24 protein-coding genes are annotated in these 22,271 nt (G+C 67.4%); 8 read left to right on the top strand and 16 right to left on the bottom strand.

The genetic code is table 11. From position 1 onward, the window contains the following. Window positions 1-8: 8 nt before the first annotated feature. Together WKW77_RS18190 and WKW77_RS18185 are read left to right on the top strand one after the other, a co-directional pair. The gene (locus tag WKW77_RS18190) at window positions 9-335 is read left to right on the top strand and encodes an NIPSNAP family protein (protein ID WP_340358257.1); all 327 of its coding nucleotides are present in this window, start codon (window positions 9-11) and stop codon (window positions 333-335) included. 27 nt (window positions 336-362) lie between these two features. After that, the gene (locus WKW77_RS18185; protein WP_340358256.1) at window positions 363-1,121 is read left to right on the top strand and encodes a FadR/GntR family transcriptional regulator; all 759 of its coding nucleotides are present in this window, start codon (window positions 363-365) and stop codon (window positions 1,119-1,121) included. Window position 1,122: 1 nt separating this feature from the next. Here the strand turns inward: WKW77_RS18185 and WKW77_RS18180 are convergent, their stop codons facing one another. The 4 genes from WKW77_RS18180 to WKW77_RS18165 form a co-directional block, all read right to left on the bottom strand. Continuing rightward, window positions 1,123-2,601: an FAD-dependent oxidoreductase gene (locus WKW77_RS18180; RefSeq protein WP_340358255.1), complete on the bottom strand. Its 1,479-nt coding sequence runs from the start codon at window positions 2,599-2,601 to the stop codon at window positions 1,123-1,125. Further along, a complete protein-coding gene (locus WKW77_RS18175) occupies window positions 2,579-2,980 on the bottom strand; it encodes a cupin domain-containing protein (protein ID WP_340358254.1) in 402 nt (133 codons plus the stop codon). The genes WKW77_RS18180 and WKW77_RS18175 overlap by 23 nt, the downstream gene beginning before the upstream one ends. Before the next feature lie 7 nt (window positions 2,981-2,987). Next, entirely contained in the window at window positions 2,988-4,220 is a 1,233-nt protein-coding gene (locus tag WKW77_RS18170; RefSeq protein WP_340358253.1) for an amidohydrolase family protein, read from the bottom strand. Between the two features lie 129 nt (window positions 4,221-4,349). Next, window positions 4,350-5,093, bottom strand: coding sequence for a FadR/GntR family transcriptional regulator (locus WKW77_RS18165; protein ID WP_340358252.1), 744 nt, complete (start codon window positions 5,091-5,093; stop codon window positions 4,350-4,352). Window positions 5,094-5,199: 106 nt separating this feature from the next. Here WKW77_RS18165 and WKW77_RS18160 point away from each other — a divergent pair, with 106 nt between their 5' ends. Genes WKW77_RS18160 through WKW77_RS18150 form a run of 3 tightly spaced genes read left to right on the top strand, consistent with a single transcriptional unit; the run spans window position 5,200 to window position 8,326 of the window. After that, window positions 5,200-6,039 (top strand): hypothetical protein, encoded by an 840-nt coding sequence (locus WKW77_RS18160; protein ID WP_340358251.1) that lies wholly within the window; start codon window positions 5,200-5,202, stop codon window positions 6,037-6,039. Between the two features lie 26 nt (window positions 6,040-6,065). Beyond that, window positions 6,066-7,163, top strand: a complete 1,098-nt coding sequence (locus tag WKW77_RS18155) for a CaiB/BaiF CoA transferase family protein (protein WP_340358250.1) — start codon at window positions 6,066-6,068, stop codon at window positions 7,161-7,163. Beyond that, complete coding sequence (locus WKW77_RS18150; protein ID WP_340358249.1) at window positions 7,154-8,326, top strand: MFS transporter; 1,173 nt, start codon at window positions 7,154-7,156, stop codon at window positions 8,324-8,326. Before WKW77_RS18155 ends, WKW77_RS18150 begins: the two co-directional genes overlap by 10 nt. On the opposite strand, the gene WKW77_RS18145 is transcribed toward WKW77_RS18150, so the two are convergent. Genes WKW77_RS18145 through WKW77_RS18135 form a run of 3 tightly spaced genes read right to left on the bottom strand, consistent with a single transcriptional unit; the run spans window position 8,313 to window position 11,076 of the window. Continuing rightward, a complete protein-coding gene (locus WKW77_RS18145) occupies window positions 8,313-9,440 on the bottom strand; it encodes an MFS transporter (RefSeq protein WP_340358248.1) in 1,128 nt (375 codons plus the stop codon). The two genes, WKW77_RS18150 and WKW77_RS18145, sit on opposite strands and share 14 nt — an antisense overlap. Window positions 9,441-9,451: 11 nt before the next feature. Continuing rightward, window positions 9,452-9,898: a Zn-ribbon domain-containing OB-fold protein gene (locus WKW77_RS18140; protein ID WP_340358247.1), complete on the bottom strand. Its 447-nt coding sequence runs from the start codon at window positions 9,896-9,898 to the stop codon at window positions 9,452-9,454. Continuing rightward, a complete protein-coding gene (locus WKW77_RS18135; protein ID WP_340358246.1) occupies window positions 9,895-11,076 on the bottom strand; it encodes a thiolase C-terminal domain-containing protein in 1,182 nt (393 codons plus the stop codon). Before WKW77_RS18135 ends, WKW77_RS18140 begins: the two co-directional genes overlap by 4 nt. Before the next feature lie 99 nt (window positions 11,077-11,175). Between WKW77_RS18135 and WKW77_RS18130 the strand changes: the two genes are divergently transcribed. After that, entirely contained in the window at window positions 11,176-11,931 is a 756-nt protein-coding gene (locus WKW77_RS18130) for an SDR family NAD(P)-dependent oxidoreductase (RefSeq protein ID WP_340358245.1), read from the top strand. 18 nt (window positions 11,932-11,949) lie between these two features. On the opposite strand, the gene WKW77_RS18125 is transcribed toward WKW77_RS18130, so the two are convergent. Continuing rightward, window positions 11,950-12,774, bottom strand: coding sequence for an SDR family NAD(P)-dependent oxidoreductase (locus WKW77_RS18125; RefSeq protein WP_340358244.1), 825 nt, complete (start codon window positions 12,772-12,774; stop codon window positions 11,950-11,952). A 76-nt stretch (window positions 12,775-12,850) separates the two neighbouring features. Here WKW77_RS18125 and WKW77_RS18120 point away from each other — a divergent pair, with 76 nt between their 5' ends. After that, a complete protein-coding gene (locus tag WKW77_RS18120; RefSeq protein ID WP_340358243.1) occupies window positions 12,851-13,669 on the top strand; it encodes a FadR/GntR family transcriptional regulator in 819 nt (272 codons plus the stop codon). On the opposite strand, the gene WKW77_RS18115 is transcribed toward WKW77_RS18120, so the two are convergent. The 8 genes from WKW77_RS18115 to WKW77_RS18080 all read right to left on the bottom strand — a co-directional run bounded on the left by WKW77_RS18115 (window position 13,590) and on the right by WKW77_RS18080 (window position 21,152). After that, window positions 13,590-15,251: an AMP-binding protein gene (locus WKW77_RS18115; protein WP_340358242.1), complete on the bottom strand. Its 1,662-nt coding sequence runs from the start codon at window positions 15,249-15,251 to the stop codon at window positions 13,590-13,592. The genes WKW77_RS18120 and WKW77_RS18115 overlap by 80 nt on opposite strands. 17 nt (window positions 15,252-15,268) lie before the next feature. Then, window positions 15,269-16,243, bottom strand: a complete 975-nt coding sequence (locus tag WKW77_RS18110; protein ID WP_340358241.1) for a Bug family tripartite tricarboxylate transporter substrate binding protein — start codon at window positions 16,241-16,243, stop codon at window positions 15,269-15,271. Window positions 16,244-16,306: 63 nt separating this feature from the next. After that, the gene (locus WKW77_RS18105; protein ID WP_340358240.1) at window positions 16,307-17,278 is read right to left on the bottom strand and encodes a Bug family tripartite tricarboxylate transporter substrate binding protein; all 972 of its coding nucleotides are present in this window, start codon (window positions 17,276-17,278) and stop codon (window positions 16,307-16,309) included. Then, window positions 17,275-17,865: a nuclear transport factor 2 family protein gene (locus WKW77_RS18100; RefSeq protein ID WP_340358239.1), complete on the bottom strand. Its 591-nt coding sequence runs from the start codon at window positions 17,863-17,865 to the stop codon at window positions 17,275-17,277. The genes WKW77_RS18105 and WKW77_RS18100 overlap by 4 nt, the downstream gene beginning before the upstream one ends. Before the next feature lie 2 nt (window positions 17,866-17,867). After that, the gene (locus tag WKW77_RS18095; protein WP_340358238.1) at window positions 17,868-18,842 is read right to left on the bottom strand and encodes a Bug family tripartite tricarboxylate transporter substrate binding protein; all 975 of its coding nucleotides are present in this window, start codon (window positions 18,840-18,842) and stop codon (window positions 17,868-17,870) included. Window positions 18,843-18,893: 51 nt separating this feature from the next. After that, window positions 18,894-19,286, bottom strand: a complete 393-nt coding sequence (locus tag WKW77_RS18090) for a Zn-ribbon domain-containing OB-fold protein (RefSeq protein WP_340358237.1) — start codon at window positions 19,284-19,286, stop codon at window positions 18,894-18,896. Further along, window positions 19,283-20,464: a thiolase family protein gene (locus WKW77_RS18085; protein ID WP_340358236.1), complete on the bottom strand. Its 1,182-nt coding sequence runs from the start codon at window positions 20,462-20,464 to the stop codon at window positions 19,283-19,285. Before WKW77_RS18085 ends, WKW77_RS18090 begins: the two co-directional genes overlap by 4 nt. Before the next feature lie 4 nt (window positions 20,465-20,468). Further along, on the bottom strand, window positions 20,469-21,152 hold the full coding sequence (locus WKW77_RS18080) for a nitroreductase (protein WP_340358235.1): 684 nt from the start codon (window positions 21,150-21,152) through the stop codon (window positions 20,469-20,471). 133 nt (window positions 21,153-21,285) lie between these two features. Here WKW77_RS18080 and WKW77_RS18075 point away from each other — a divergent pair, with 133 nt between their 5' ends. Continuing rightward, on the top strand, window positions 21,286-22,266 hold the full coding sequence (locus WKW77_RS18075) for a Bug family tripartite tricarboxylate transporter substrate binding protein (RefSeq protein ID WP_340358234.1): 981 nt from the start codon (window positions 21,286-21,288) through the stop codon (window positions 22,264-22,266). Window positions 22,267-22,271: the final 5 nt, after the last annotated feature.

Below are 22,271 nucleotides of genomic sequence, written 5' to 3'. Positions count from 1 at the left end.
GTTGTCCCTTGTTCTACGAATTCCGTACCTATACGTGCGCTCCGGGCAAGCTGCCCCTTGTCCTCAAGCGCTTCGAGACGACCACCCTCTCGCTGTTCGAGAAGCATCGCATCCGCCGCGTGACCCCCGTGTTCACGATGGCTGTCGGCGAAGACAACATGCAGCTCAAGTATGTGCTCGAGTGGGAGTCACACGAGGAACGCGATCGCGCATGGGCGGCCTTCCGTGCCGACCCCGCATGGCATCAGGCCGTGGCCGAGTCCGACAAGGACGGCGTGGCGGTCGTCAAGATCGCCAACGAACTGCTCGCCGCCGCGTTTCCACTGACCGATTGAACGGGGCGAAAGGCTAGAATCCGCGCCGTGAGCCACGCCGACTTCCGCACGAAAGAAGCCTTCGAATCCTCCCTAGGATTCGAGCCCATCGCGCCTTCGCGCGCGTTCGAAGAGATCGCGGCGCAGATTCGCGACCTCGTGGCCACGGGCCGGCTCAAGCCCGGCGATCGCCTTCCGGCCGAGCGCGATCTTTCCGCCAAGTTCAAGGTCAGCCGCAACACCCTGCGCGAGGCGCTGCGCGCCCTCGAGCTGAGTGGAATGATCGAACTGCGCAAGGGAGCCGCCGGCGGCGCCTTCGTGCTTCCGGGCAACTCCGGCGTGGTCGTCAATGGCCTGCGGGACCTCTATCACCTTGGCGCCATCAAGCCAGAGCACCTCACGGAAGCGCGGGTGTGGCTCAGCGAGATCGTGGTGCGCGTGGCCTGCGAGCGCCTGACGGAAGAGGACCTGAAGGCACTCGAAGCCAATGTGGCGCAGGCCACCAAGGCCGACAAGGCCGGCAACTTCCAGGAGCGCGCGGACCTGCACCGCGAGTTCCATAACCTGTTGGCCAAAGCCACCCGCAACCCCATCATCGAAATCACGATGGAAGGCGTGATGGAGGTGATGCGCGAGTTCGTGAAGGCCATCGGCCCGAGCGACAACCCCTACACCCTGCCCTCGCGCCGTCGGCTGCTCAAGCACCTGCGCGCACGCGACGCCGATGCGGCGGTCGCGGAGATGAACAAGTTCCTGGAACGCCTGCAGGCGAACTACATGGAACTCTGGAATTCGCGCAAGCAGTGAGTCACGCGGCGGCGTTCGCCGCGATCCGACCCGCCCGCCTCCCCGACGTCACCGCCCAGCAGATGTGATGGCCGTTGCCGGCCAGAAGCAGGCCCCCCTGCCCTGCGGCGCCCGCCGCATAGAGCCGGGGGATCACGCTGTCATCCGCTCGCAGCACCTGGTGCGAGGTGTTGACCGCCAGTCCGCCATCGGTGATGACGATCCTCGCTTCGAGCGGGCCGAGCGCATGCACCGGGGACCGCCACCCTCTGTCCCGCAAGGTGCCTTCGAGCGCATCGGCCGGCAGGCCCGTCGAACGTGCCAGAGCCGCCGCCGTCGCGCCAGTGCGGTAGAGGTCCTTGCGATGCCGCCGGTAGTCCGGCAGATACGCAAAGGCCACGCCCGGGGCGGTCGAGACATGGTGCGGCGGCGCAGAAAACTTGCGCGCGAGCGCATCGTCGAACAGCAGCCACGCCTGCCCGCCCGGCTGCGCGGCAATGGCGAGGCCAGGTGCCTGCTGTTCATCCACGAAACGCTCGCCATCGCGATTGACCAGCAAGGCGCCGCTGCGCAGCAGGCTTGCCTCCGGTCCGAGCGAGGCGGTCATGAAGGACATGACGAAGGGACGGAAGAGCGCGGCCGGCAGCGTTGCAAGCGCGAGCGCCATGAGCTTGCCGAGCGCCCATGAAGGCGGCAGCCGCTGCACGAGGCTCGGCTTCGCCGGCGCGCCGAAACGCAGGCCGGGGCCGAAGACCACCTCGCCGTTGACGATGCACGCGCCGACCGCTTCGGCCGGTCGATGGCCGTCGCCCCTCGCGGTGGGATTGACACCCGGGATGTGTTCGAGCTCCGGCCGGAAGCGTGCCTTCAGCGCAGCGCCGTTGCTGTAGTCGCCCGAGCAGAGGACCACGCCACGCCGCGCGGCGATCTTCACGCGCCGGCCGCCGACCAGCGCTTCGACGCCGCGCACTCCGCCGTCTTCGGCTCGGAGCAGCTCGGTCACCTCTGCGCCGAGCAGCACTCGCGCGCCGCGGCGTCTTGCTTCCTTCGACAGGTAGTACGGATACGCCCGCGAGTTCGGCAGCACGTTGTGCATGCGCGGATGGCGATGCGGCGGATCGGCGGTGGGCCCGTAGAAGCTCAACCCCAGGGACATCAGCCAGTGCAGCGTGTCGGCCGCGTTGTCCACCAACAAGCGCCGCAGCGCGCGATTCTCCCGGGAGGCGAACGGGCCCATGAAATGGTCCATGTCCTCGAAGTGTTCGTCGGGCGAATCGACGATGCCGGCTCGCTGTTGCAGGCGGGAGCCGGCCGCATTGATGGAGCCGACGGACAGCCGGCTGCTGCCGCCCGGGATCGCGTTCTTCTCGAGCACCAGCACGCTGGCGCCCGCGGCTGCAGCCTCGATGGCAGCCGAGAGGCCGGAGGCGCCGCCGCCCACCACGATGACATCGGCCGGCTCGCACATCGATAGACCGTCACTTGAGTTCCTTGCCCGCATGCTCCCCCTCGAGGAAGCGGTTGGGCTTGAGGAAGAAGGACAGCACCAGCGCGCCGCCGGGCGAACGCGCCAGGTGCCGGTTGCCCTTGGGGCGCCAGACATAGTCACCCTCGCGCACCTCGCCCTCGTCATCGACGATGCTGCCCTCGAGCACGTAGGTCTGCTCGACCTCCACATGCTCGTGCAGCGGCAGTTGGGTGCCCGGCTGCCAGCGGAACAGCGCCGTCAGCAGGCCGCTGGCGTCGTCCTGCATCAGAACCTTCATCTCGATGCCGGGCGTGGGCGTGGGCTTCCAGGGCAGGCTCGCCACGTCCACATAGCGCGAAGCATCCTTCGCCAGCCCATCGTGCCCGGGATGGAAGGGCGTGAAGGCGGTCATCGCCCCGTCAGAACTGGTAGCCGTACTTGGCTGCGACTTCCTTGAAGCCGAACACGCGCGCGGCGTTCTCGCCCAGCACCTTGCGGCGCGACACCTCGCTCATATGGCCCATCTGCCGTTCGATGGCCTGGGCCGAGTGCGGCCAGGTGCCTTCGTGGTGCGGATAGTCGTTGGCCCACATGAAGTTGTCCTGCAGGCCATGTTCTTCCATCAGGCCGAGGCCGGCGCGGTCCTCGCCGAAGGTCGCGAAGCCGCGCGCCTTGAAGTAGTCGGAAGGCAGCATCTTCAGCTTCGGGCGGACCCAGAAGTGGTGCTTCAGATAGGCCTCGTCCATGGCGTCGAGCATCCATGGCACCCAGCCGATGCCGGCCTCGACGCTGCCGAAGCGCAGTTCGGGGAAGCGCTCCGCGACACCCGAGGCACAGATATTCACCAGCGGTTCCAGCGTCGGCGACAGCGAGTGCACGACGTAGTTCACGACCGCACCACCATTGCCGCGCGTGGTGCGCGGGTCCTTGCCGGTGGAAACGTGGAACGTGGCCGGCACGCCCGCCTCGACGAAACGCGCCCACATCGGGTCGAACTCGACCTTGTTGTAGTTGAGCTCGTTGGTCTTGGGTGGGCCGAAGAGCGGCTTGCAAGGCAGCGTGAAGTGACGGAAGCCAAGCTTCAGGCAGCGGTCGACTTCCTTGAGCGTCGCCTCGATGTTGCCGGTGGCCAGCGCCGCGGCGGGCGACAGGCGTTCGACGTGGGGGCCGAAGTTCTCCCAGGCCCAGGTGTTGTAGACCTCGCACTGCGCGTGGGCAAAGTCGGGGTCGAACGTGTACCACATGCCCAGGCCCTTGCCCGGGAAGATGATCTCGCCGTCGATGCCGTCGAGCTCCAGATCGTGCAGCCGCTGCTCGACGCTCGGGCCGCGCTCGGATGCGGTGGCGCCCGCCTTGGAGCGGGCCAGGTCCTCGCCCTCCAGCTTGGCAAGGATCAGGCGATCGGGCTGCTCCGACGCTTCCATCTTGCGCCATTGCACGCCTTTCTCGTCGATCCACACCTTGGGCAGGCGGTCGCGGTACTTGGCATCGATGCGCTCGGCCCACAGGTTGCCCGGCTCGTTGGCATGCGTGTCCGCCGAGATCATCAGGTACTTGTTGGCGGCTCCGGGCTGAGGCGACTTCTCCCAGCCGGGGGAGCCGGGGGTGTTCAGGCGCCATTGATTGGCTTCGTTGACGACGATCTCGGTCATGACGGGGGGTCCTCGGTGGGATTGCGTGGAAGGTTGAACCACTAGATTTGAATGGTTTGACCATTCTAAACAGCGAAAAACCCCTGTCAAGCCCCGAAGCGAGGCGAGCCCGCGTAAAGCGGGCCTAAATCAGCGTGTCTTCCTGGGAGCCGGCGCCGGCTCTGCAGTGGGCACGGCGTCCATCCCCTCCTGCACGATCGTCAGGTATTCGTCCATGCCCTTGGCTGCGGCCTTCGCGTCGCGCGCCCGCATGGCCTTGAGGATGCGACGGCGCACCGGGACCAGTTCAGGTCGCGCCTTGCGGCCGGTGCGGTCGATCACGTAGCGGATGATGTCCGACAGCGAATCCACCAGCATCGCGAGCACCTCGTTGCGCGTGGCGCGGGCGATCAGGCCGAAGAAGCGCACGCCTTCGTCGGCGCGCTGGAGAAGGTCCTCGCTCTTCTCGATCTCCGCCATGTTCTGCTCGATGGCGGCAAAGTCTTCCTCTGTGGCGCGCTCGCAGGCCAGCTCGATCACCATTCCATTGATCAGCCGCCGCGCCTCGGCCAGGCCAGCCAGCGACACGCGGCCGAGGATCATCAGGTCCTGCAGCGACTGGGTGAGAAGCGCCGGGTTGCCGTCGCGGATGAATGCGCCGCCCTTCACGCCCTTCTGCAGGGAAACGACGCCGGAGATCTCGAGCGTGCGCAACGCCTCCCGCACCGCCGGCCGACTGACCTGGAACTCCACCGCCAGGTCGCGTTCGGCCGGCAGCTTGTCGCCGGGCTTGAGCACGCCGGAAGCGAGGCGCTTTCGGATCTGCTCGCAGATCTCCTCGAAGACGCGGCGCGTCTTCACCTCCTGGAAGGACAGCTGCGGAATGGGTTGCATGACTGGGCTCGACATAGTTGTGTTGACCGAGGATAGCCCAAGGGCACCAAGGGTCGGACTGCTCAATCCCATGGACTTGCAATGGACTGACCATTACACTTCACCCATGGCCACCCCTCCCCAGATCCACCAGACTCCCGCCGGCCGCGTGCTGGTCTTCGATTCCGCCACCTATGTCGAGAGCCACGTGGCCCACGCGCCCGACACCGGCGGCGACGTGGTCGTCAACGCCTCGTACAGCGGCGTGCTGTGCGCACGCATGGTGATGCTCGCGCGGCCGCGGGCCGTCATCGGGCTGGACTGCGCCATCGGCAAGGACGGCGCCGGCATCGCGGGCCTTTGGTACTACGAGGCGCTGGGCGTACCCGCTGCCGCAGCCGACGTGATGACCGCCGAGATGGGCAATGGCGCCGACCTGTGCGACCACGGCGTCGTCAGCCGCGTGAACGACGCGGCGCAGGCGCTGGGCATCGTGCCGGGCATGGCGGTGCGCGATGCGGCGCGCTGCATGCTGACGGGCGAGAACAAGCCCGCAGCCTTCGATCCCGCGCGTCGCCTCGTGGTCCATACGGCCGACAGCGGCCGCAGCATCGTGTGCACCGATTCCATCGCCTATGCGCTGCCGGAGGACCGCGAGCGCAATGTGCTGTGCACCGCCGGCCACACCGGGCGCAGCGTCATCGGCTACTTCCGCGACTACCGCCCGTGGGCCTTCATCTGCTCCGACGGCGGCGGCGGCAAGAACGACAGTGGCCTGAGCGCGCTCGAGGCGGTGGAACCCGACGGCATCGCCGGTGCCAGCGTGAGTGCGCTCACCGCACGCATGGGCGACGGCCAGAGCACGTATTTCGACGGCGTGATCAGCGCCGCCAACCGCATCGCCCGCGACAAGGGCGTGCGTGTCGGGCAGTCCGCCCGCGAGGCCGCCTTGCTGCTTCTGGCCTGAACTTTCGAAACCCTGGAGAAAACTGGATGAAGCCCGAATCCCCTTCCGGCCCCTTGCGCGGCCTGCGCGTCGTCGAATTTGCCGGCATCGGCCCCGGCCCGTTTGCATGCATGCTGCTGTCCGACATGGGCGCGGATGTCGTCACGATCGACCGGCCTGGCAAGAAGCTCGGCGAGCCGCACAACATCACCGGCCGCGGACGCGGCGTGGTGCTGGCCGACCTCAAGGACGCCACCGCGCGCGAGCAGGTCTTCCAGTTGCTGGAGAAGGCCGACGTGCTGATCGAAGGCTATCGCCCAGGCGTGATGGAGCGCCTCGGCTTCGGCCCCGACGCCGTGCTCGCGCGCAATCCGCGCATCGTCTATGGCCGCATGACGGGCTGGGGCCAGGAAGGGCCGCTCGCGCAGGCTGCCGGGCACGACCTCAACTACATCGCCATCAGTGGTGCCTTGCACGCGATCGGCCCAAAGGACGGCGCGCCCGTGCCGCCGCTGAACCTGATCGGCGACTACGGCGGCGGCAGCCTCTACCTGATCGTCGGTGTGCTGGCCGCGCTGCGCGAAGCAAACCTATCCGGCCGTGGCCAGGTGGTGGATGCGGCCATGACCGACGGGGCGGCCTCGCTCATGACCAATTTCGTGAGCCAGCAGATGCGCGGCGTGTTCGGCGAAACGCGCGGCAGCAACTTGCTGGACGGCGGCGCGCCCTACTACCGCGTGTACGAGACCGCCGACGGCGAGCATGTCACCCTGGGCGCCATCGAGCCGCAGTTCTTCTCGGAGTTCTGCGAGCGCGTGGGCGTGCCGTCCGAGCTGCATCGCGCGCAGAACGATCGTGCGCAGTGGCCCCGGTTGCACGATGAGTTCGCCCGCATCTTCCGGCAGAAGACGCAGGCGGAATGGACGGCCTCACTGGAGGGCACCGATGTGTGCTTCGCCCCCGTGCTGCCCCTGTCGCGGGCGCAGGCGCATCCGCACAACCGCGCGCGCAACACCTTCGTCGAGGTCGAGGGCGTGCGCCAGCCCGCACCCGCGCCGCGCTTCTCGCGTACTCCTTCGCAGATCCAGGGACCGGCGCCGAAACAGCCGACGCCCTTGGCCGACGTGCGCGCGCGTTGGCAATGAGCGCCGCGCCGGGCGCACCGGTCCGACTGCTCGCGGCTGCCGCCTTCTTCAGCGCTGCGGCACTTCGAGTGTGCGATTCGCTCTTGCCGCGCTTCGCGCTCGAGTTCCAGCGCAGCCCGGGCGAAGCAGGCCGCCTGATCGTCGCCTTCGCCGTCGCCTATGGACTGATGCAGCTGTTGTCGGGTCCGCTCGCGGACCGCTTCGGCAAGCGGCGCTTGATGACTTTCGCGCTCGCTGGCTGCGGTCTTGCTTCGGCAGCAGCCTCGCTGGCAGGCTCGTTCGACACGCTGCTGGCCTGGCGTGCGCTGTGGGGCATGGCCGCAGCCGGCATCGTGCCGCTCGCGATGGCCTGGATCGGCGACGCTGTCGCCTACGAGGCGCGCCAGGCCACGCTGGCGCGCCTGCTGCTCGGCACGTTGTCGGGCATGGTGATCGGCCAGCTGCTGGGTGGGCTGTTCGCGGAGACGGCGCTGGGTTGGCGCGGCGCCTTCGGGGTGCTGAGCGTCGGTTACTGGGTCGTGGGCGGGCTTCTGTGGCGCGATGCGGCGCGAACGAAGACGATGCGTGCGCCTGCTGCAAGCCGCGGCGGCATCGGCGTCGTGATCGCGCAGCCGTGGGCTCGCGTCGTGCTCGTCGCGGTCTTCGTCGAAGGCGTCTTCCTGCTGGGCGCGCTGAGCTACCTGCCGACCTACCTGCATGCGCGCGAGGGACTGGGTCTCGCCGCTGCGTCCGCTGTCGCGGCGCTCTACGCGGTGGGAGGACTCGCGTACGCGATCTGCGCGCGCCGTGTCGTCGGCACGCTCGGCGAGATCCGGATGGCTGCGGCCGGTGGCCTCCTGATGGCCACGGCGCTCGTCGGTCTGTGGCTGCTGCCGCACTGGTTGGCCGCCGCGCCCCTGTCGGTGCTGCTCGGATTCGGCACCTACCTGTATCACAACACCTTGCAGACCCATGCCACGCAGATGGCCCCGGAAGCGCGCGGCAGTGCGGTCTCGCTGTTTTCGTTCAGCCTGTTCGCCGGACAGTCGCTCGGCGTCGTGGCCTTCGGCGGCACGGTCGACCTGCACGCGTATGCGGCCCTCCTGCTGGTGCCAGCGGCGGCCCTCGCCATCGTGGGAGCCGGCTTTGCCGCGCTGCTCCGGCGGCGCCTCAGCGTCGCCTGATCGCAAAGGCGCCGCCCGCCGCCAGCAGCACCGACACGGCCCAGAACACCGTGATCATCCCGACGGCCGAGCCCAGCGCGCCGAACAGCATCGGCAGGAAGGTCTGGCTCGCGCTGGTGATGGTGGAGCGCACGCCGACCGCCTCTCCGATGCGATCCTCGGGCGAGTGGCTGTGCACGAGTGACATCGACACGGGCTGACCACAGCCAAGACTCATTCCGAGCAGGAAGGAGGCCAGCAGCAGCGGTCCGAAGGCGCTCAGGAGCGGGAACGCCAGGTAGCCCAGCGCCGTGACGAACAGCGCGCCGCCCATGGTGGCCCATTCCCCGGCGCCGCGTGAGATGCGCGGCAGCAGCAGACGGATCGCAAAGGTCCCGACGCCGAAGGCGCCCATCAGCACGCCCGTGCTGGTCGCGCTCAGTCCGGCCCGCACACCCTGCAGAGGCGCGAGGAAGGTGAACAGGTCCCAGCCCATCGAGAGCAGGCCGCTGACGAGGAACACGGCCCGCAGCGGCCGGTGGGCAAGCAGATCGCCAAGTCGTGGCCGCGCCTGCGCGCCGTCGGCGGTCGACGCCAGTCGATACCGGCGCGCCGCCGGGCGCAACAGCGCCATGCTCGCGAACGAAAAGGCGCACGAGACCAGGAAGGCCCATCGATGTCCGGCGTGGTCGATGACCACGCCGGCGAGCATCGGCCCCGTGAGACCCGACAGCGAGAACGCGACGGCCATCGCGGAGAAAGCATCGGTGCGGCGCTCCGGCGCGCTGGCACGTCCGATCGCCAGGTTGATCGCGACGTGCGCCGACATATAGCCCGTGCCCGTGAGCACGCTCGCGGCATAGAGCGAAGGCATCGAAGGCCATGCGGCAACCAGCAGGCCGCCCGCCAGGAGTAGCGCGAGGCCGCCGGCCGCGAAGGGCCCATAGCCGATGCGGTCGGACCAGCGCCCGATCTTCACCGCGGCCAGCATCGGCACGATCATCACGAGCCCCAGCAGGGTGCCGATCGCGAGTGGCGAAGCATGCAGCGCGACCGCATGCAGCGTGATCGTGAAGCGGTTGCCGGAGAACGCCGCATGCCCGATCGCAAGCGCGACGATCAGGCCGAGCGGCAAGCCGCTCGAATCTAGGCCACGCAGCGCCACTGCATCAACGTGTACGGCGGCTCGGCCTGCGGATGGTGCTCGAAGACGCCCTCCACCTCTGCGCCGATCGCCACTTCCTGCATGGGATCGCCGAGCAGGTTGCCCAGCATGCGCACGCCACCGGCCTGCGGCAGTTCCACCAGCACCACGAGGTACGGTCCCGCACCCTTCAGGCAGGGATGCACCGGGTGCCAGACACGTTCCCAGCTGTAGATGCGGCCGCGCGGCGCGACCTCGACCCATTCGGGATCGAAGCGATGGCACCGGTGGCAGAGCCATTCCGGGCCGAACTGCCAGGTACCGCAGCCACCACAACGCTGCACCTGCAAGCGGCTTTCCTGCAGGCCGCTCCAGTAGGGCTTCGAAAGGCCGTCGGACTCCGGCACCGGGATCGGCAAGCCGGGCGGCAGGTAGGTTTCGGTGCTCACAACACGGCCTCCGATCCGAGCATCAGGTTGCTGACGGGCGTGACCATGGGTCCGCCGATGACCAGCGCCACATCGTTGCGCGGCGCTTGTGCGGTCGAGGTGCCGCGCACCTGTCGCACCGCCTCCAGGATGAGCTCGAAGCCGTGCATGTAGCACTCGGCGAGATTGCCGCCGCTGGTGTTGAGCGGCAGCTTGCCGTCGGGCGCCAGCAGGTTCTCTAGTCGCAGGAAATCGTTGGCTTCGTCCGGATGGAAGAGGCCGTGCTCGGCGAGTGCCATCAGCACCCCGCCAGTGAAGTTCTCGTAGCTCTGCACCACGCCCACGTCCCTGGGGGTGACGCCGGCCATCCGGTAAAGATTGGGCGCCACGGTCGCGAAGCTGGAGCTCGCGTAGTTCGGCGTGTTGTGCGGCACCGCGGCCACGCGTTCGTCCGATCCGGTGGCCGCACCGAGGACGTACACCGGCCTGTTGGGGAAGTCCTTCGCCCGCTCCGCCGGAACCATGATCACTGCGGCCGCACCGTCGTTCTCCATGCAACAGTCGAACAGGTGGAAGGGCTCGACGATCCAGCGCGAATCGTCGTACTGGGCCTCGGTCAGCGGCTTGCCGTGCATCACCGCACGCGGATTGCGCTGTGCGTGCGTATAGGAGGCCATGGCAATCGCGCGCAGCGCCTCCTGCTTCACGCCGTGCTCATGCATGAAGCGGCGTGCCTTCATCGCGAACTTCTGGCCGGGCGACAGCACGCCGTAAGGAGCCTGCCAGGCCATGTCGCCGGAAATGGTAGGCGCGGTAGGCGCCTGCCCGAAGCGACCGAACTGCCCCTGCGCCAGCGCACGAAAGGCGACCACGCAATCCGACAGGCCCGACGCAACGGCGGCAGCGCCATTGGCAATCGCCGCGCAGTTGCCCCCTCCGCCGCCGCCCCACTGCATGGTGGTGGAGCGCAGCTGCCGCAGCCCGAGCGCTGCGGCCAGCCGCGAGGGATCGTTGCGATCGTTGCTGTACGAAGCAAAGCCATCGATGTCGCGCGGATCCATCCCGGCATCCTGGCAGGCGGCGAGGATCGCCTTGAGCGCCAGCTTGAACTCGGCATCGGGCGACTGCCCGTGGCGGTAGTAGGTCGTCTCGCCGATGCCGACGATGGCGACGCGACCGCGCAATGTTCGGTTGTCCATGCTCAAAACATCTAAATGTTAAATGGTTGGACCAATGCTATCACAGTCTTTATACTCGCGCGCTCTTCATCCACCGTCTTGCGAGGGAGCCCGCCATCCATGCCCATCCAGAGATCCGTACTCGTCACCGGCGGCGCAGCCGGCATCGGCCTGGCCATCGCTCGCGGCTTTGCGGGGTTCGGGCACCGCGTGCTGCTGGCCGATGTGAGCGAGACCGTTCACGCCGCCGCGGACCGGCTGTCGACGCCGCAGGCACCCGTGCATTCGCAGCTGGCCGATGTCGGCGATGAAGAACAGGTGCTTCGCGTCACGGCGCGCGTGCAGGAGCTGTTCGGCGGCTGCGACATCCTGATCAACTGCGCCGGCATCTCCAGCAAGCGCGACGGCCAGCCGGTTTCGCCCACCGAGGTGACCACTGCCGACTGGCAGCGCGTGCTGGGCGTCAATCTCACTGCGCCCTTCCTGCTCTCCCGGGAGCTGATCCCGGCCATGCGTCAGCGGGGTTTCGGTCGGATCGTCAATATCGCCTCGCGCGCCGGACGCACCTTCGTCGCACCGGCCGGCGTCGGCTATGCCGCCTCCAAGGCGGCGCTGATCGGCCTCACGCGGCACCTGGCCGGCACCTATGCGCCGGACGGCATCACCGTCAACTGCGTGGCACCGGGCCGGATCGAGACCGCGCTGTCATCACTTTCCAGTCCGGAGGTCATCGCGGCGGCGACGCGAGCCATTCCATTGGGGCGACTGGGGACTACCGACGAAGTCGCGGCTGCCGTGCTCTTCCTTGCGAGCGATGAGGCGTCCTATGTCACCGGTGCATGCGTCGACGTGAACGGCGGCGTGTTCATGGCCTGATGCGGCGCAGTTTCAGTCTCACGACGGCGTCAGCACCTGCCCGCCGCATACCGAGATGCATTGGCCCGTCACGTAGGACGACAAAGGCGTCACCAGGAACTCCAGGACGTTCGCGCAGTCCTCGACCTCGCCGAAGCGTCGCAGCGGAATGCGCTTGATTTCCTTCTCGTTCTGCATGCCGCGTTCGGCAGCCTGCTTTCGGATGCGCTCGGTGAGCATCGAGCCCGGCGCGATGCAGTTGACGCGGATGCCCTCCGGACCCAGTTCGAAGGCGAGATAGCGCGTGAGCGTGAGCACCGCGCCCTTCGCGACCGCGTAAGGCGCGAGACGCCCCGCGGCGCGCGATGGATCGAGCGCGGCCAGCGTGGCGATGTTGACGATCACGCCACCGCCCTGCGCACGCATCGTGGGCAGTACCTCCTGGCTGCAGAAGAGCGCACTGCGGTAGTTGACGTCCAGCATCGTGTCGCTGTCCTCGTCAGGCATCCGCGAGGCCGTGCTGCGCTCCACCGGCGTGAAAGCTCCGCCCGCGTTGTTGACCAGGATGTCGATGCGACCGAACTCGGCCATCGTTCTCTCGACCAAGGCGCGCGCACCCTCGTGCCGGCATAGATCGCCCTGCACACCGATGCTGCGGCGGCCGAGCGCGCGGATCTCATCAGGCACGCTCGCTGCAGAGAGCGTCTCGCCGAATTCGCGCGCCGACGAAAGGTCGATGTCGGCGATCACCACGTCGGCGCCGAGTTGCGCCAGGCGAAGTGCGTAGCCTCGCCCGAGGCCACGCGCCGCGCCCGTGACGATGGCCACCTGCCCCTGCAGCGTGGAACTGATGGTGTTCTTCATTGCGTTCATCATATTATTGGTCCAACCATTAAGTCATTTTGCCGCGAACATGCTCGTTGCAGCTAGGATCCGCCCCATGCCCAGCCCCCTCGACCGCGACGACTTCGACGTCGTCCCCATCAATCCGCAACGCATCTTCCAGGAGGTGGCCAACCAGTTGCGGCGGCTGATCTCCGAAGGAAAGCTGCGTCCGGGCGACAAGCTCCCGCCGGAGCGCGAGTTGGCCAAGCGCTTCGGCGTCAGTCGCAACACCATGCGCGAGGCGCTGCGCGCGCTGGAACTCAGCGGTCTCATCGAGCTGCGCCTCGGCGCGACCGGCGGCGCTTTCGTGCTGCCGGGCAGCTCGAACGCCGTGGTGGCGGGCATGCGCGATCTCTACTTCCTCGGCGCGATCACGCCGCAGCACCTCACGGAAGCACGCATCGCAGTGAGCGCCGCGGTGATCCGCGTGGCATGCGAGCGCATCACCGATGAGGAGATCGATGCGCTGGAGGCCAACGTGGCGGCCGCCGCACGAGCAAAGCAAGCTGGCGATTTCGAAGAACGCACCCGCCACCACCAGGCCTTCCACGTGATGCTGGCGCGGACCACGCACAACCCCGTCCTGATCGCGACGACCGAAGGGATCATGGAGATCACCCGCCAGTTCGTGAAGGCGATCGGCCCGACGGACCAGCAGGACTACACGCATCCTTCGCGCAAGCGGCTGCTCAAGCACCTGCGCGCGCGCAACGCGGAGAAGGCGGTGGCCGAGATGAGCTCGGCCCTGACCAAGCTTCATCGCGGCTACATGGTGAACGCCGTGGCACCCGGAACTACCGCGCCAGCACCACCCCGGCCGCCTCGCGATCCCAAGCCTGCGAAAGCCCGGCCTCGAGCTCCTGGCGCAGCTTGAACTTCTCCACCTTCTGGCTCATCGTGGTGGGAAGCGCATCGCGGAACTGGATGTAGCGCGGCACCATGAAATAGGCCATGTTGCGCTGGCAATGCGCGACGAGCTGCAATTCGTCGAGGCTCGCGCCGGGCTTGGTGACGATCACCGCCGCCACTTCCTCGTCGTTGGTCGCCGTCGCCACCGGGAAGACGGCGGCATCGGCCACACCGGGATGCGTGGCGATGATCTGCTCGACTTCGAAGGCCGAGATGTTCTCGCCGCGGCGGCGGATGCAGTCCTTCTTTCGATCCACGAAGTAGAGGTAGCCATCGGCGTCGCGCATGCCCCGGTCGCCGGTGTGGAACCATAGGTTGCGGCGCGACGCGAGCGTGGCCTCGGGCATCTTGTAGTAGCCCATGGTGCCGCGCCAGGGTTCGTCGAAGCGCAGCACCATCTCGCCGGGCTCGCCGGGCGGCAGCTCGAAGTCGTCCTCGTCCACGATCTGCACTTGCACCCCGCGCCGCGGGCGGCCAATGGAACCGAGCTTGTCGCGCGGGTCCCACTGGGTGAAGGACGTGGCCATGCCGTAGTCCGACAGGCCGTAGTTGTTCATCGCCCTGAGGCCGAAGCGCTCCTCGAACTCGGCCGCGTACTTCGGCGTCGGCGCCATGCTGACCAGGCGCAGGCAGTTGTCGGCATCGCCGGCCGACGGCGGCTGGCTCCAGAGGAAGCTGGACATCGCGCCGAGAAAGTTGGTGATCGTCGCCTTCGATTCGCGGATCTCATCCCAGAACCTCGACACCGAGAAGCGTCGCGACATCACCACCGAGGCACCGCACACCAGTGCCGCGCCCGTGGCCGCCAGCAGTGCGTTGTTGTGGAAGAGCGGCAGGCACACATAGAAGATGTCCGAGGCGCGATAGCCCTGCGCCTCGGCCGCGCTGGTGCCGTAGGTGAGCGCCGCGGCCTGGGACAGCATGCTGCCCTTCGATGGGCCCGTGGTGCCCGAGGTGTAGGCGATCAGCACCAGGTCGCAGAAGCGCGGCTCGATGGCGGGAGCGTAGGGCGTGGCCGTGGCGCGCTCGACGAGCGCATGGAAGTCTTCGACCTCGAGCGCAGCCGTCGGCTCGATCTCTACGGCGCCACCCTGGCCTTCGTCTCCTGTGCGCACGACGATCACGCGCTTGACCTGCGGCAGCTCCGACAGCACTTCCTGCAGGCGCGAGGCCAGGGACGCATCGACGATCACGGTTTCGCAATCGGACTGCCCGAGGTAGTAGCGCAGCAGCTCGCCGCGCGCGGCGGTGTTGACCGGCACCGACACCGCACCGATCTTGGCGATGGCGAGGAACATCGCCAGATGCTCCGCGGAGTTGCCCATCAGCAGCCCGGTATGCCCGCTGCGCCGCACCCCGAAGCCTTGCAATGCATGCGCGACGCGGTCGGTCCATGCGTCGAGCTGCCCGTAGGTGAAGGTGCGGCCGGTGGCCGTCTCGGTCAGGAACACCTTGTCGCGCGATCGTTGCGCGAATCGGGCGAGCACTTTCGGAAAGGTCAGCTCGCGCAAGGCGTAGGTGTCGGAGGTAACGGCGTTCGGTTCCATGGCGGAGGTGCTCAAGCTCATTCGGGGGTGATGTTGTTGCGCTTGATGACGTTGAGCCAGCGCTCGTTGTGTCGGGCCAGGAGGGCCGCGAATTCTTCGGGCGTGCTGCTGGTGGCGGTGACGCCGGCCTTTTCCATGGATTCGCGGTAGTTGGTGTCGGCAACCGCGACCTTCATTGCAGCGGCGAGCTTGTCCAGCACTGGCGTGGGCGTGCCGGCTGGCGCGACCAGGCCGAAGAAGATCTCGATCGTGAGGTCAGGCTGTCCGATCTCGGCCATCGTCGGGAACTGCGGAAGCGCTGGCTCGCGCTTGGGCGTGGTCACCGCGTAACCCTTGAGCTTGCCCGCCTTCACCTGCGGCGTGGCAGCCGATGTGGAAGTGAACATGAGATCGACCTGCCCGCCGAGCTGCGCGTTGACGCCCTCGATCTCGCCCTTGTACGGCACATGCAGCAGGTCGATGCCGGCAGACTGCTTGAGCATCTCGGCCAGCAGGTGCGGGGCGCTCCCATTGCCCGAGGAAGCGATGCTGATCTTGCCCGGCGAAGACTTCGCCAGCTTCACCAGATCGCCGAAGTCCTTCGCGGGCAGGTCGGCCCTGGAGGTCAGCGTCCACGACGAGATCGCTGCCAGGCTCACTGGCGCGAAGGCCTTGCGCGGGTCGTAGGGCGGATTCCTCGTGACGTGGGGTGTGACGCTCATCGGGCTGTTGCCGCCCCAGCCCAGCGTGTAGCCGTCCGGCTGGGCGCGCGCGACGACATTCATCCCGATCATGCCGCCGGCACCGGCGCGGTTCTCCACCACGAAAGGCTGGCCGAGCTGCTTCGACAGCAGCGTCGCGATCATGCGCGCAGACAGATCGGTGGCGCCGCCCGCGGAAAACGGCACGATGATCGTCACGGGCTTGGAGGGATAGGCGTCGGGGCCCTGCGCGAACGAGGTCGCGGCGGCCGCGAGCATCGCGGCGGCGGCGAAAAGGCGGGCGGTCTTCATCGGGGGTGTCTCCTGGTTCTCAGTGGCAAAGGGTGCGGATGTCCCCATACAGACCCCGCCGCCTCAGTCGAGGTGAATGTCCGTCGACCGGATGAACTTCTTCCAGCGCGCGCTGTCGACCTGGATGGTGTTCTGCAAATAGGCCGCGCTCGTGTCCTCGGCCGGATCGACGCCGACATCGCGCATCCGCTGCCGCACTGCGGGGTCGGCCAGCATCTTCGCGATCTCGGTGTTCAGGCGCTTCACCGCTTCGGGCGGCGTGCCGGCAGGCGCGCAGATGCTGTACCACGTATCGACCACGAAGCCCTTCACACCTTCCTCCTCCATCGTCCGCAGCTCGGGCGCAGCACCCAGGCGTGTGCGGCCGGTGACGGCCAGCGCACGCAGCCTGCCGCTGCGCACCTGCGGCAGCACCGAAGTGTCGACGAACAGGAAGTCGATCTGCCCGCCGAGCAGGTCCACGATGGCCGGACCAGCGCCCTTGTACGGCACGTGCACCACAGGCGCACCTGTGAGCTGGCGGAACATTTCGCCCGAGAGGTGCGGCGTGGACCCGTTGCCGGCCGAGCCGTAGTTCACCTTGCCCGGATTGGCCTTGGCGTAGGCGATCAGGTCCTTCACCGAGCGCACGGGGCTCGACGCATTGACCACCAGCACGTTCGCGTTGGTGAAGATCATGGACACCGGCGCGAAGTCCTTGATCGGATCGAAGGGCAGCTTCGAATACAGATGCGGATTGATGGCCATGGTGCTGTTGACCGCCATCAGCAGTGTGTAGCCGTCCGGCTGCGCCTTGGCCACGTAGGCGGCACCGAGCGCGCCGTTGGCGCCGGCCTTGTAGTCGACCACGACGTTCTCGCCCAGCTTGGGAGTGAGCGCCTCGCTGACGATGTTGCCGAAGGTGCTGCCCATGCCGCCCGGCGGATAGGGGACGATCAACATGACCGGCTTGTCGGGATAGGCGGCCAGCGCGGGCCACGCCGCTCCGGCAGCCACCGCGCCAAGGCTGAAGCGAAGGAATTGCTTGCGGTTCATGGTCGAATCCCCAATGCCTGGCGTTCCTGGAAGATGAAGTCGTCCTGATTGCGGCGGCCCGTCTGCTGCGAGGCCGGCGGGTTCGGCTGGTCGGCAGGGACCGGCACGAACTGCTTCCAGTCGGCTACCAGAGTGCGTCGCGCGATCTTCCAGCGACGGTCCTCGCGCCGCTCGAAACGGTCGACATAGCGCGAGCAGGTCATGAGGTCCATGCCGCCGCCATCGGCGCCTGCCTTGCCACCGGCGAGCTGGTCCAGCGCAGCGCGCGCCTCGGCGGGGTAGCGCTGGGTGGTGCGAACGTAGGTCTCCACCAACGCGAGGTCGGGGCCGGCGAACTCGATCAGCAGGTTGCTCACCGCATGCATCGAGAAAGGAATGGCCGCATGGCGGCTTCGAATCCAGTCGATCAACCCATCCACCGGGCCGTCGTAGGCGCCATGCATGTCGGTCGCGTCGGGATGAAAGACATCTCGGATGCCGCTGAAGTCCAGCCGGTCCACCGCGCGGCACCAGCGGTACATGCAGTCCTGGATCTGCATGCGATCGGCGATGCGCTCGGGCGAATAGTCGTCGAGGGTGTTGCTCATCGTCATTCCGCCTCGATGCCTGCCTTGGTGATCACGGCAGTCCACAGTGCATGGTCGCGCGTCATCATGTCGCCGAAGCTCGCGGCGTCGCCGGGGTGCGGGAACATGCCCAGCACTTTGAGCTTCTCCTGCACCGCCGGCTCGGCGATCGACTTGTTCAGCGCGTCGTTAAGCTTCGCAATCACTGCGGTAGGCGTTCCCGCCGGTGCCGACAGGCCGAAGAAGGCGTTCACTGCGAAATTGGGCAGAGTCTCGGAGATCGCGGGCACATCGGGCAGCAGCGGGCTGCGCTTTTCGCTCGACACCGCGAGCATGCGCACGCGGCCCGCGCTGACAAAGGCATTGATCGCATCCGACGGCGTGGTCAGCGCCACCTTCACGTCGCCCGCGAGCACCGCATTGACCGCCTGCGACGCACCCTGGTAGGGCACGAAGACCATCTTCAGTCCGGCCGCCTGATTGAAGGATTCCGTCGCCAGATGCGCCAGCGACCCGCGACCGGCCGACGAGAACTCCAGCTTGCCGGGATTGGCCTTGGCGTAGTCGATGAGCTGCTTGATGTTGGTGGCCGGCACGACGGGATTGAGAAGGAACACCATCGGCGTGGTGGCGATCAGCCCCACCGGCGCGAGATCCTTCTGCGAGTCGTAATTGGCCGCCTTCTGCAGCAGCGGCGTGGTCACGGTCGAGTTGCCCACCTGCAGCAGCGTGTAGCCATCGGCCTGTGAATTCTTGACGAACGCCGTGCCCATCGAGCCGCTCGCACCCAGCCGGTTCTCCACGATGATCGGCTGCCCGAGACGTCGCTGCAGCGGCTCCTGCAGCGTGCGGATCAGCACGTCGCCGGTGCCGCCCGCGGCGAAGGGCACGACGATCTTGATCGGCCGGCCCGGAAAGGTGTCGGCCTGCGCACTGCCCAGCGCCAACGCGGAAAGCGCGAGCGCCGACATGGCCAGCCATTGGCGTCGGAACATCATGGTTTGTCTCCTGGGATCGTGTAATGAAGAAATGTGAGAGCGGCGCGCCGTTCAGCTCGACGGCTTGAACACCGGGAAGGCACGGCGCGAGTCGGGATGGCTCCAGTCCACCTCCACGGCCTGGCCGATGGCCAGGTCGTCGTAGCGCGCATGGATGCGGGCGAGCATGCGCGGGCCTTCGGCCAGCTGCACCAGCGCCATCGGGTACGGCACGGCGCCGGCCAGATGCGGCGGTCCGACGCGGCAGAGCGTGAGCGCGAAGATCACGCCGCGGCCGCTGGCCTCGCGCCACTCGGTGCCGGCTTCGCTCCAGAGGCTCTGCGGTCGCGGGTAGAACTGTGCGCGTCCGTTGCTGCGATCGAACTGCAGCATCAGGCGGCCGTCGCGCAGGCCTTCGATGAACGGAGCGCCCACGTCGGGCAGATCGGTCGTGGTCGTGCTCATTGGCTTCGCTCCAGAAGCATCACCGTGCTGGTGCCCCAGGTGCGGGCGTACTGGATCACCCCGATGCCGGAGAGCATCGCGTTGCCGGCATCGCGGACCTGTCGCGCGCCGGCCTCGCCGAACATCTGGCGGAGGCACTCGACGAGGTTGACGCCGCCGCCAGCCAGGCCGGGTTGGCCGGCCGAGATCTGGCCACCGCCTGTGTTCAGAGGCAGCTCGCCCCGCCAGGTCATGTCGTGCGCCTTGACGAACGCGCCGCCCTCGCCCGGGCCGCAGAAGCCGGTCTGTTCCAGCTGCAGGATCAGCGCGATCAGGAAATCGTCGTACCAGTGGAGCATCTTCACGTCGGAGGGCTTCCATCCCACCGCATTGAACGCACGCGGCGCGACGTCGGTGAAGCCGGTTCGCAGCATGTCTCCGGAGGCCTCAGTCGGATCGAAGTTGATGCGCTCGGCGTACGCGACCGGATGCACCAGCTTCTGGAAGCCCATCTCTCGGGCACGGCGCGTGGACATCACCAGCACCGCGCTCGCGCCGTCGCAGCGCATCACGCAATCGAGGATGCGCAACGGGTCGGACACGATCTTTGAATCGAGGTACTCCTGCTCCGTCAACGGACGGCGCAGCACGTCGCACGCGTTCTCATTGAGCAGCGCGCCCTCGCGCTGGGTCACCGCCAGCTTCGCCAATGCGTCGTGCGGCAGTCCGTAGCGCTGGTCGTACACGTTGGACAGCAACGCGAAAGCCGACAACGGTCCCGCGTAGCCCGCCGGGTCGCAGTATTCGGTGCGATGGCCCGACTGCACCGAGCGGTCGATGGTGGACACCGCGTCCGACGCAAGGCACAGCACGACGTCGCAGAGGCCAGCCTGGATGGCGGCCGCCGCGCGCGCGATGTTGCCGCCCGAGGATGCGCCGCCGATCTCGGTCGCCTGGCACCAGGTGACCGACAGGCCCAAGCCTTCGGCCAGCAGGTTGCTGTAGAACGGATTGCCGCCTTCGCTCATCGCCAGCGTGGTGGCAAAGCCGTCGATGCGTGCGCGCTCGATGCCGGTCTGCGCGATCAGCCGGTCGACGGCTTCGCCAGCCAGCGAGAGCGCGGTGCGTCCGCTGCGGCGCACCAGCCTGGTTTCGGCGTAGCCGACGATCGCGATGCTGCGGTCTGCGAGGGACTTCATGTCTTCACGCGTCCACGAAACGCACCGCCTGCTCGACCGTCGCACGCGAGGTGCGATAGCTGTTGGCAGGATGTGCGGTGTCCTCGTAGCCGAAGGAGATGCCGCACACCATCAGGCGTTCCTTGACAATCCCCAGTTCCTGCTTGACGAGGGCACTCTGGTGCGCGAGCGCGGCCTGTGGAATCGCAGCCAGCCCATGGGCCTGCATCGCGAGCAGCACCACCTGCACATAGCCGCCCACATCGACCGCACCGTAGACACCGAGGCCCGGGTCGCTCGTCAGGATGGCGACGTGCGGCGCACCGAAGAGCCGGAAGTTCTCGAGTGTCTGGCGCGCATAGCCTTCCTTGTCCCCCCGCTCCACGCCGACCGCGCTGTAGAGCTGGAAGCCGCATTCGCGCCGGCGCTCCAGGTAGACGCCGCGGTACTCCTGCGGAAAGGGAAAGTCGGTGCCGCCGCCCTCGCCTGCGCGCTCCGCCGCGAGCAACCTGGCGCGCAAGCGCTCGGTCGCGTCGCCCGAAGTCACGCTGACTTGCCAGGCCTGCGAGTTGCACCACGAGGCGGCGCGCTGCGCGGTGCGCAGGACCGATTCGATGGTGGCGCGCTCCACTGGTTTCTGCAGGAAGGCGCGACAACTGTGTCGCTGCGTGAGCAGCGAATCCAGCACCTGGGCGGGCGTGGCGTGCATCGTGGAATCGATTATTGGTTGCATATTTGAATGGTAGGACCAATATAATGACATTTCCCGGCCGAGTCAAACCAGCCCGGATCGGCCGACGTTATCCGCGGTTCCATTCCCCCATTCAACGAAGGAGACACCCATGACCGAGTGCCGCATCCGGCGACGCACACTGCTTGCCGCCGGCGCCGCCGCCATTGCTGCCCAGCCACTCCGGGCAGAAGAGCCGTTCCCGTCGCGGCCCATCAAGATCCTCGTGGGCGCCGGCGCCGGCGGTACCACGGACATCACCGCGCGCCTCGTGGGTGACAAGATGGGCAAGCTGCTCGGTCAGCCCGTGGTGATCGACAACAAGCCAGGAGCCTCGGGGACGCTCTCGGTGGCGCAGACGGTGCGGGCACCGGCCGACGGCTACACGTTGGTGTGGGTCGGGAACAGCGTGATGGCGATCTCGCCCTATCTCTACAAGAACCCCGGCTACGACGTGAAGACGCTCATCCCGGTGGGACAGGCCACCACCTCGGGCTTCATCCTGGTCGCGTCGCCGACGCTCGGCGTCAACAACGTGAAGGAACTCGTGGCCTACGGCAAGACGCATCCCGGGCAGCTGAGCTTCGGCTCCAACGGCGTCAACGGCAGCCTGCACCTGCTGGCCGAGCTGCTCAAGAGCGAAGCCGGCTTCGAGGCGCTGCATGTGCCCTACAAGGGTGGGGCCGAATCGGCGAGCGCCATTCTGGGCGGCAACATCCAGTTCCTGTTCGACGCGTTGTCGTCCAACATTCCCCTGGTGCGCTCGGGCAAGCTCAAGGCGCTGGCCGTGACCGGACCCCAGCGCGAGAAGGAACTTCCCGAAGTACCCACCATGGCCGAGCAGGGCTACCCCGGCATGACGACGGAAGTGTTCTTCGGTCTCGTGGCGCCGCCCGGAACACCCCATCCGGTGGTGATGAAGCTCAACGAGACGATGGGCAAGGCGCTGGAGGACCCCGCCGTCCGCGAAGCTCTGCAGCGTTCGGGCAACGAACCGAAGTTCAGCACGCCGCAGCAGTTCCGCACGCTGGTCGACAAGGAAGGCACGCGCTTCGGGGCCTTGCTGCAGGCAAAGGGCATCCAGCCGGAATGAGGCCG

The organism is Variovorax ureilyticus (assembly GCF_037889935.1).
GTDB lineage: Bacteria > Pseudomonadota > Gammaproteobacteria > Burkholderiales > Burkholderiaceae_C > Variovorax > Variovorax ureilyticus.
This window is presented reverse-complemented; position numbering and strand designations above follow the sequence as displayed.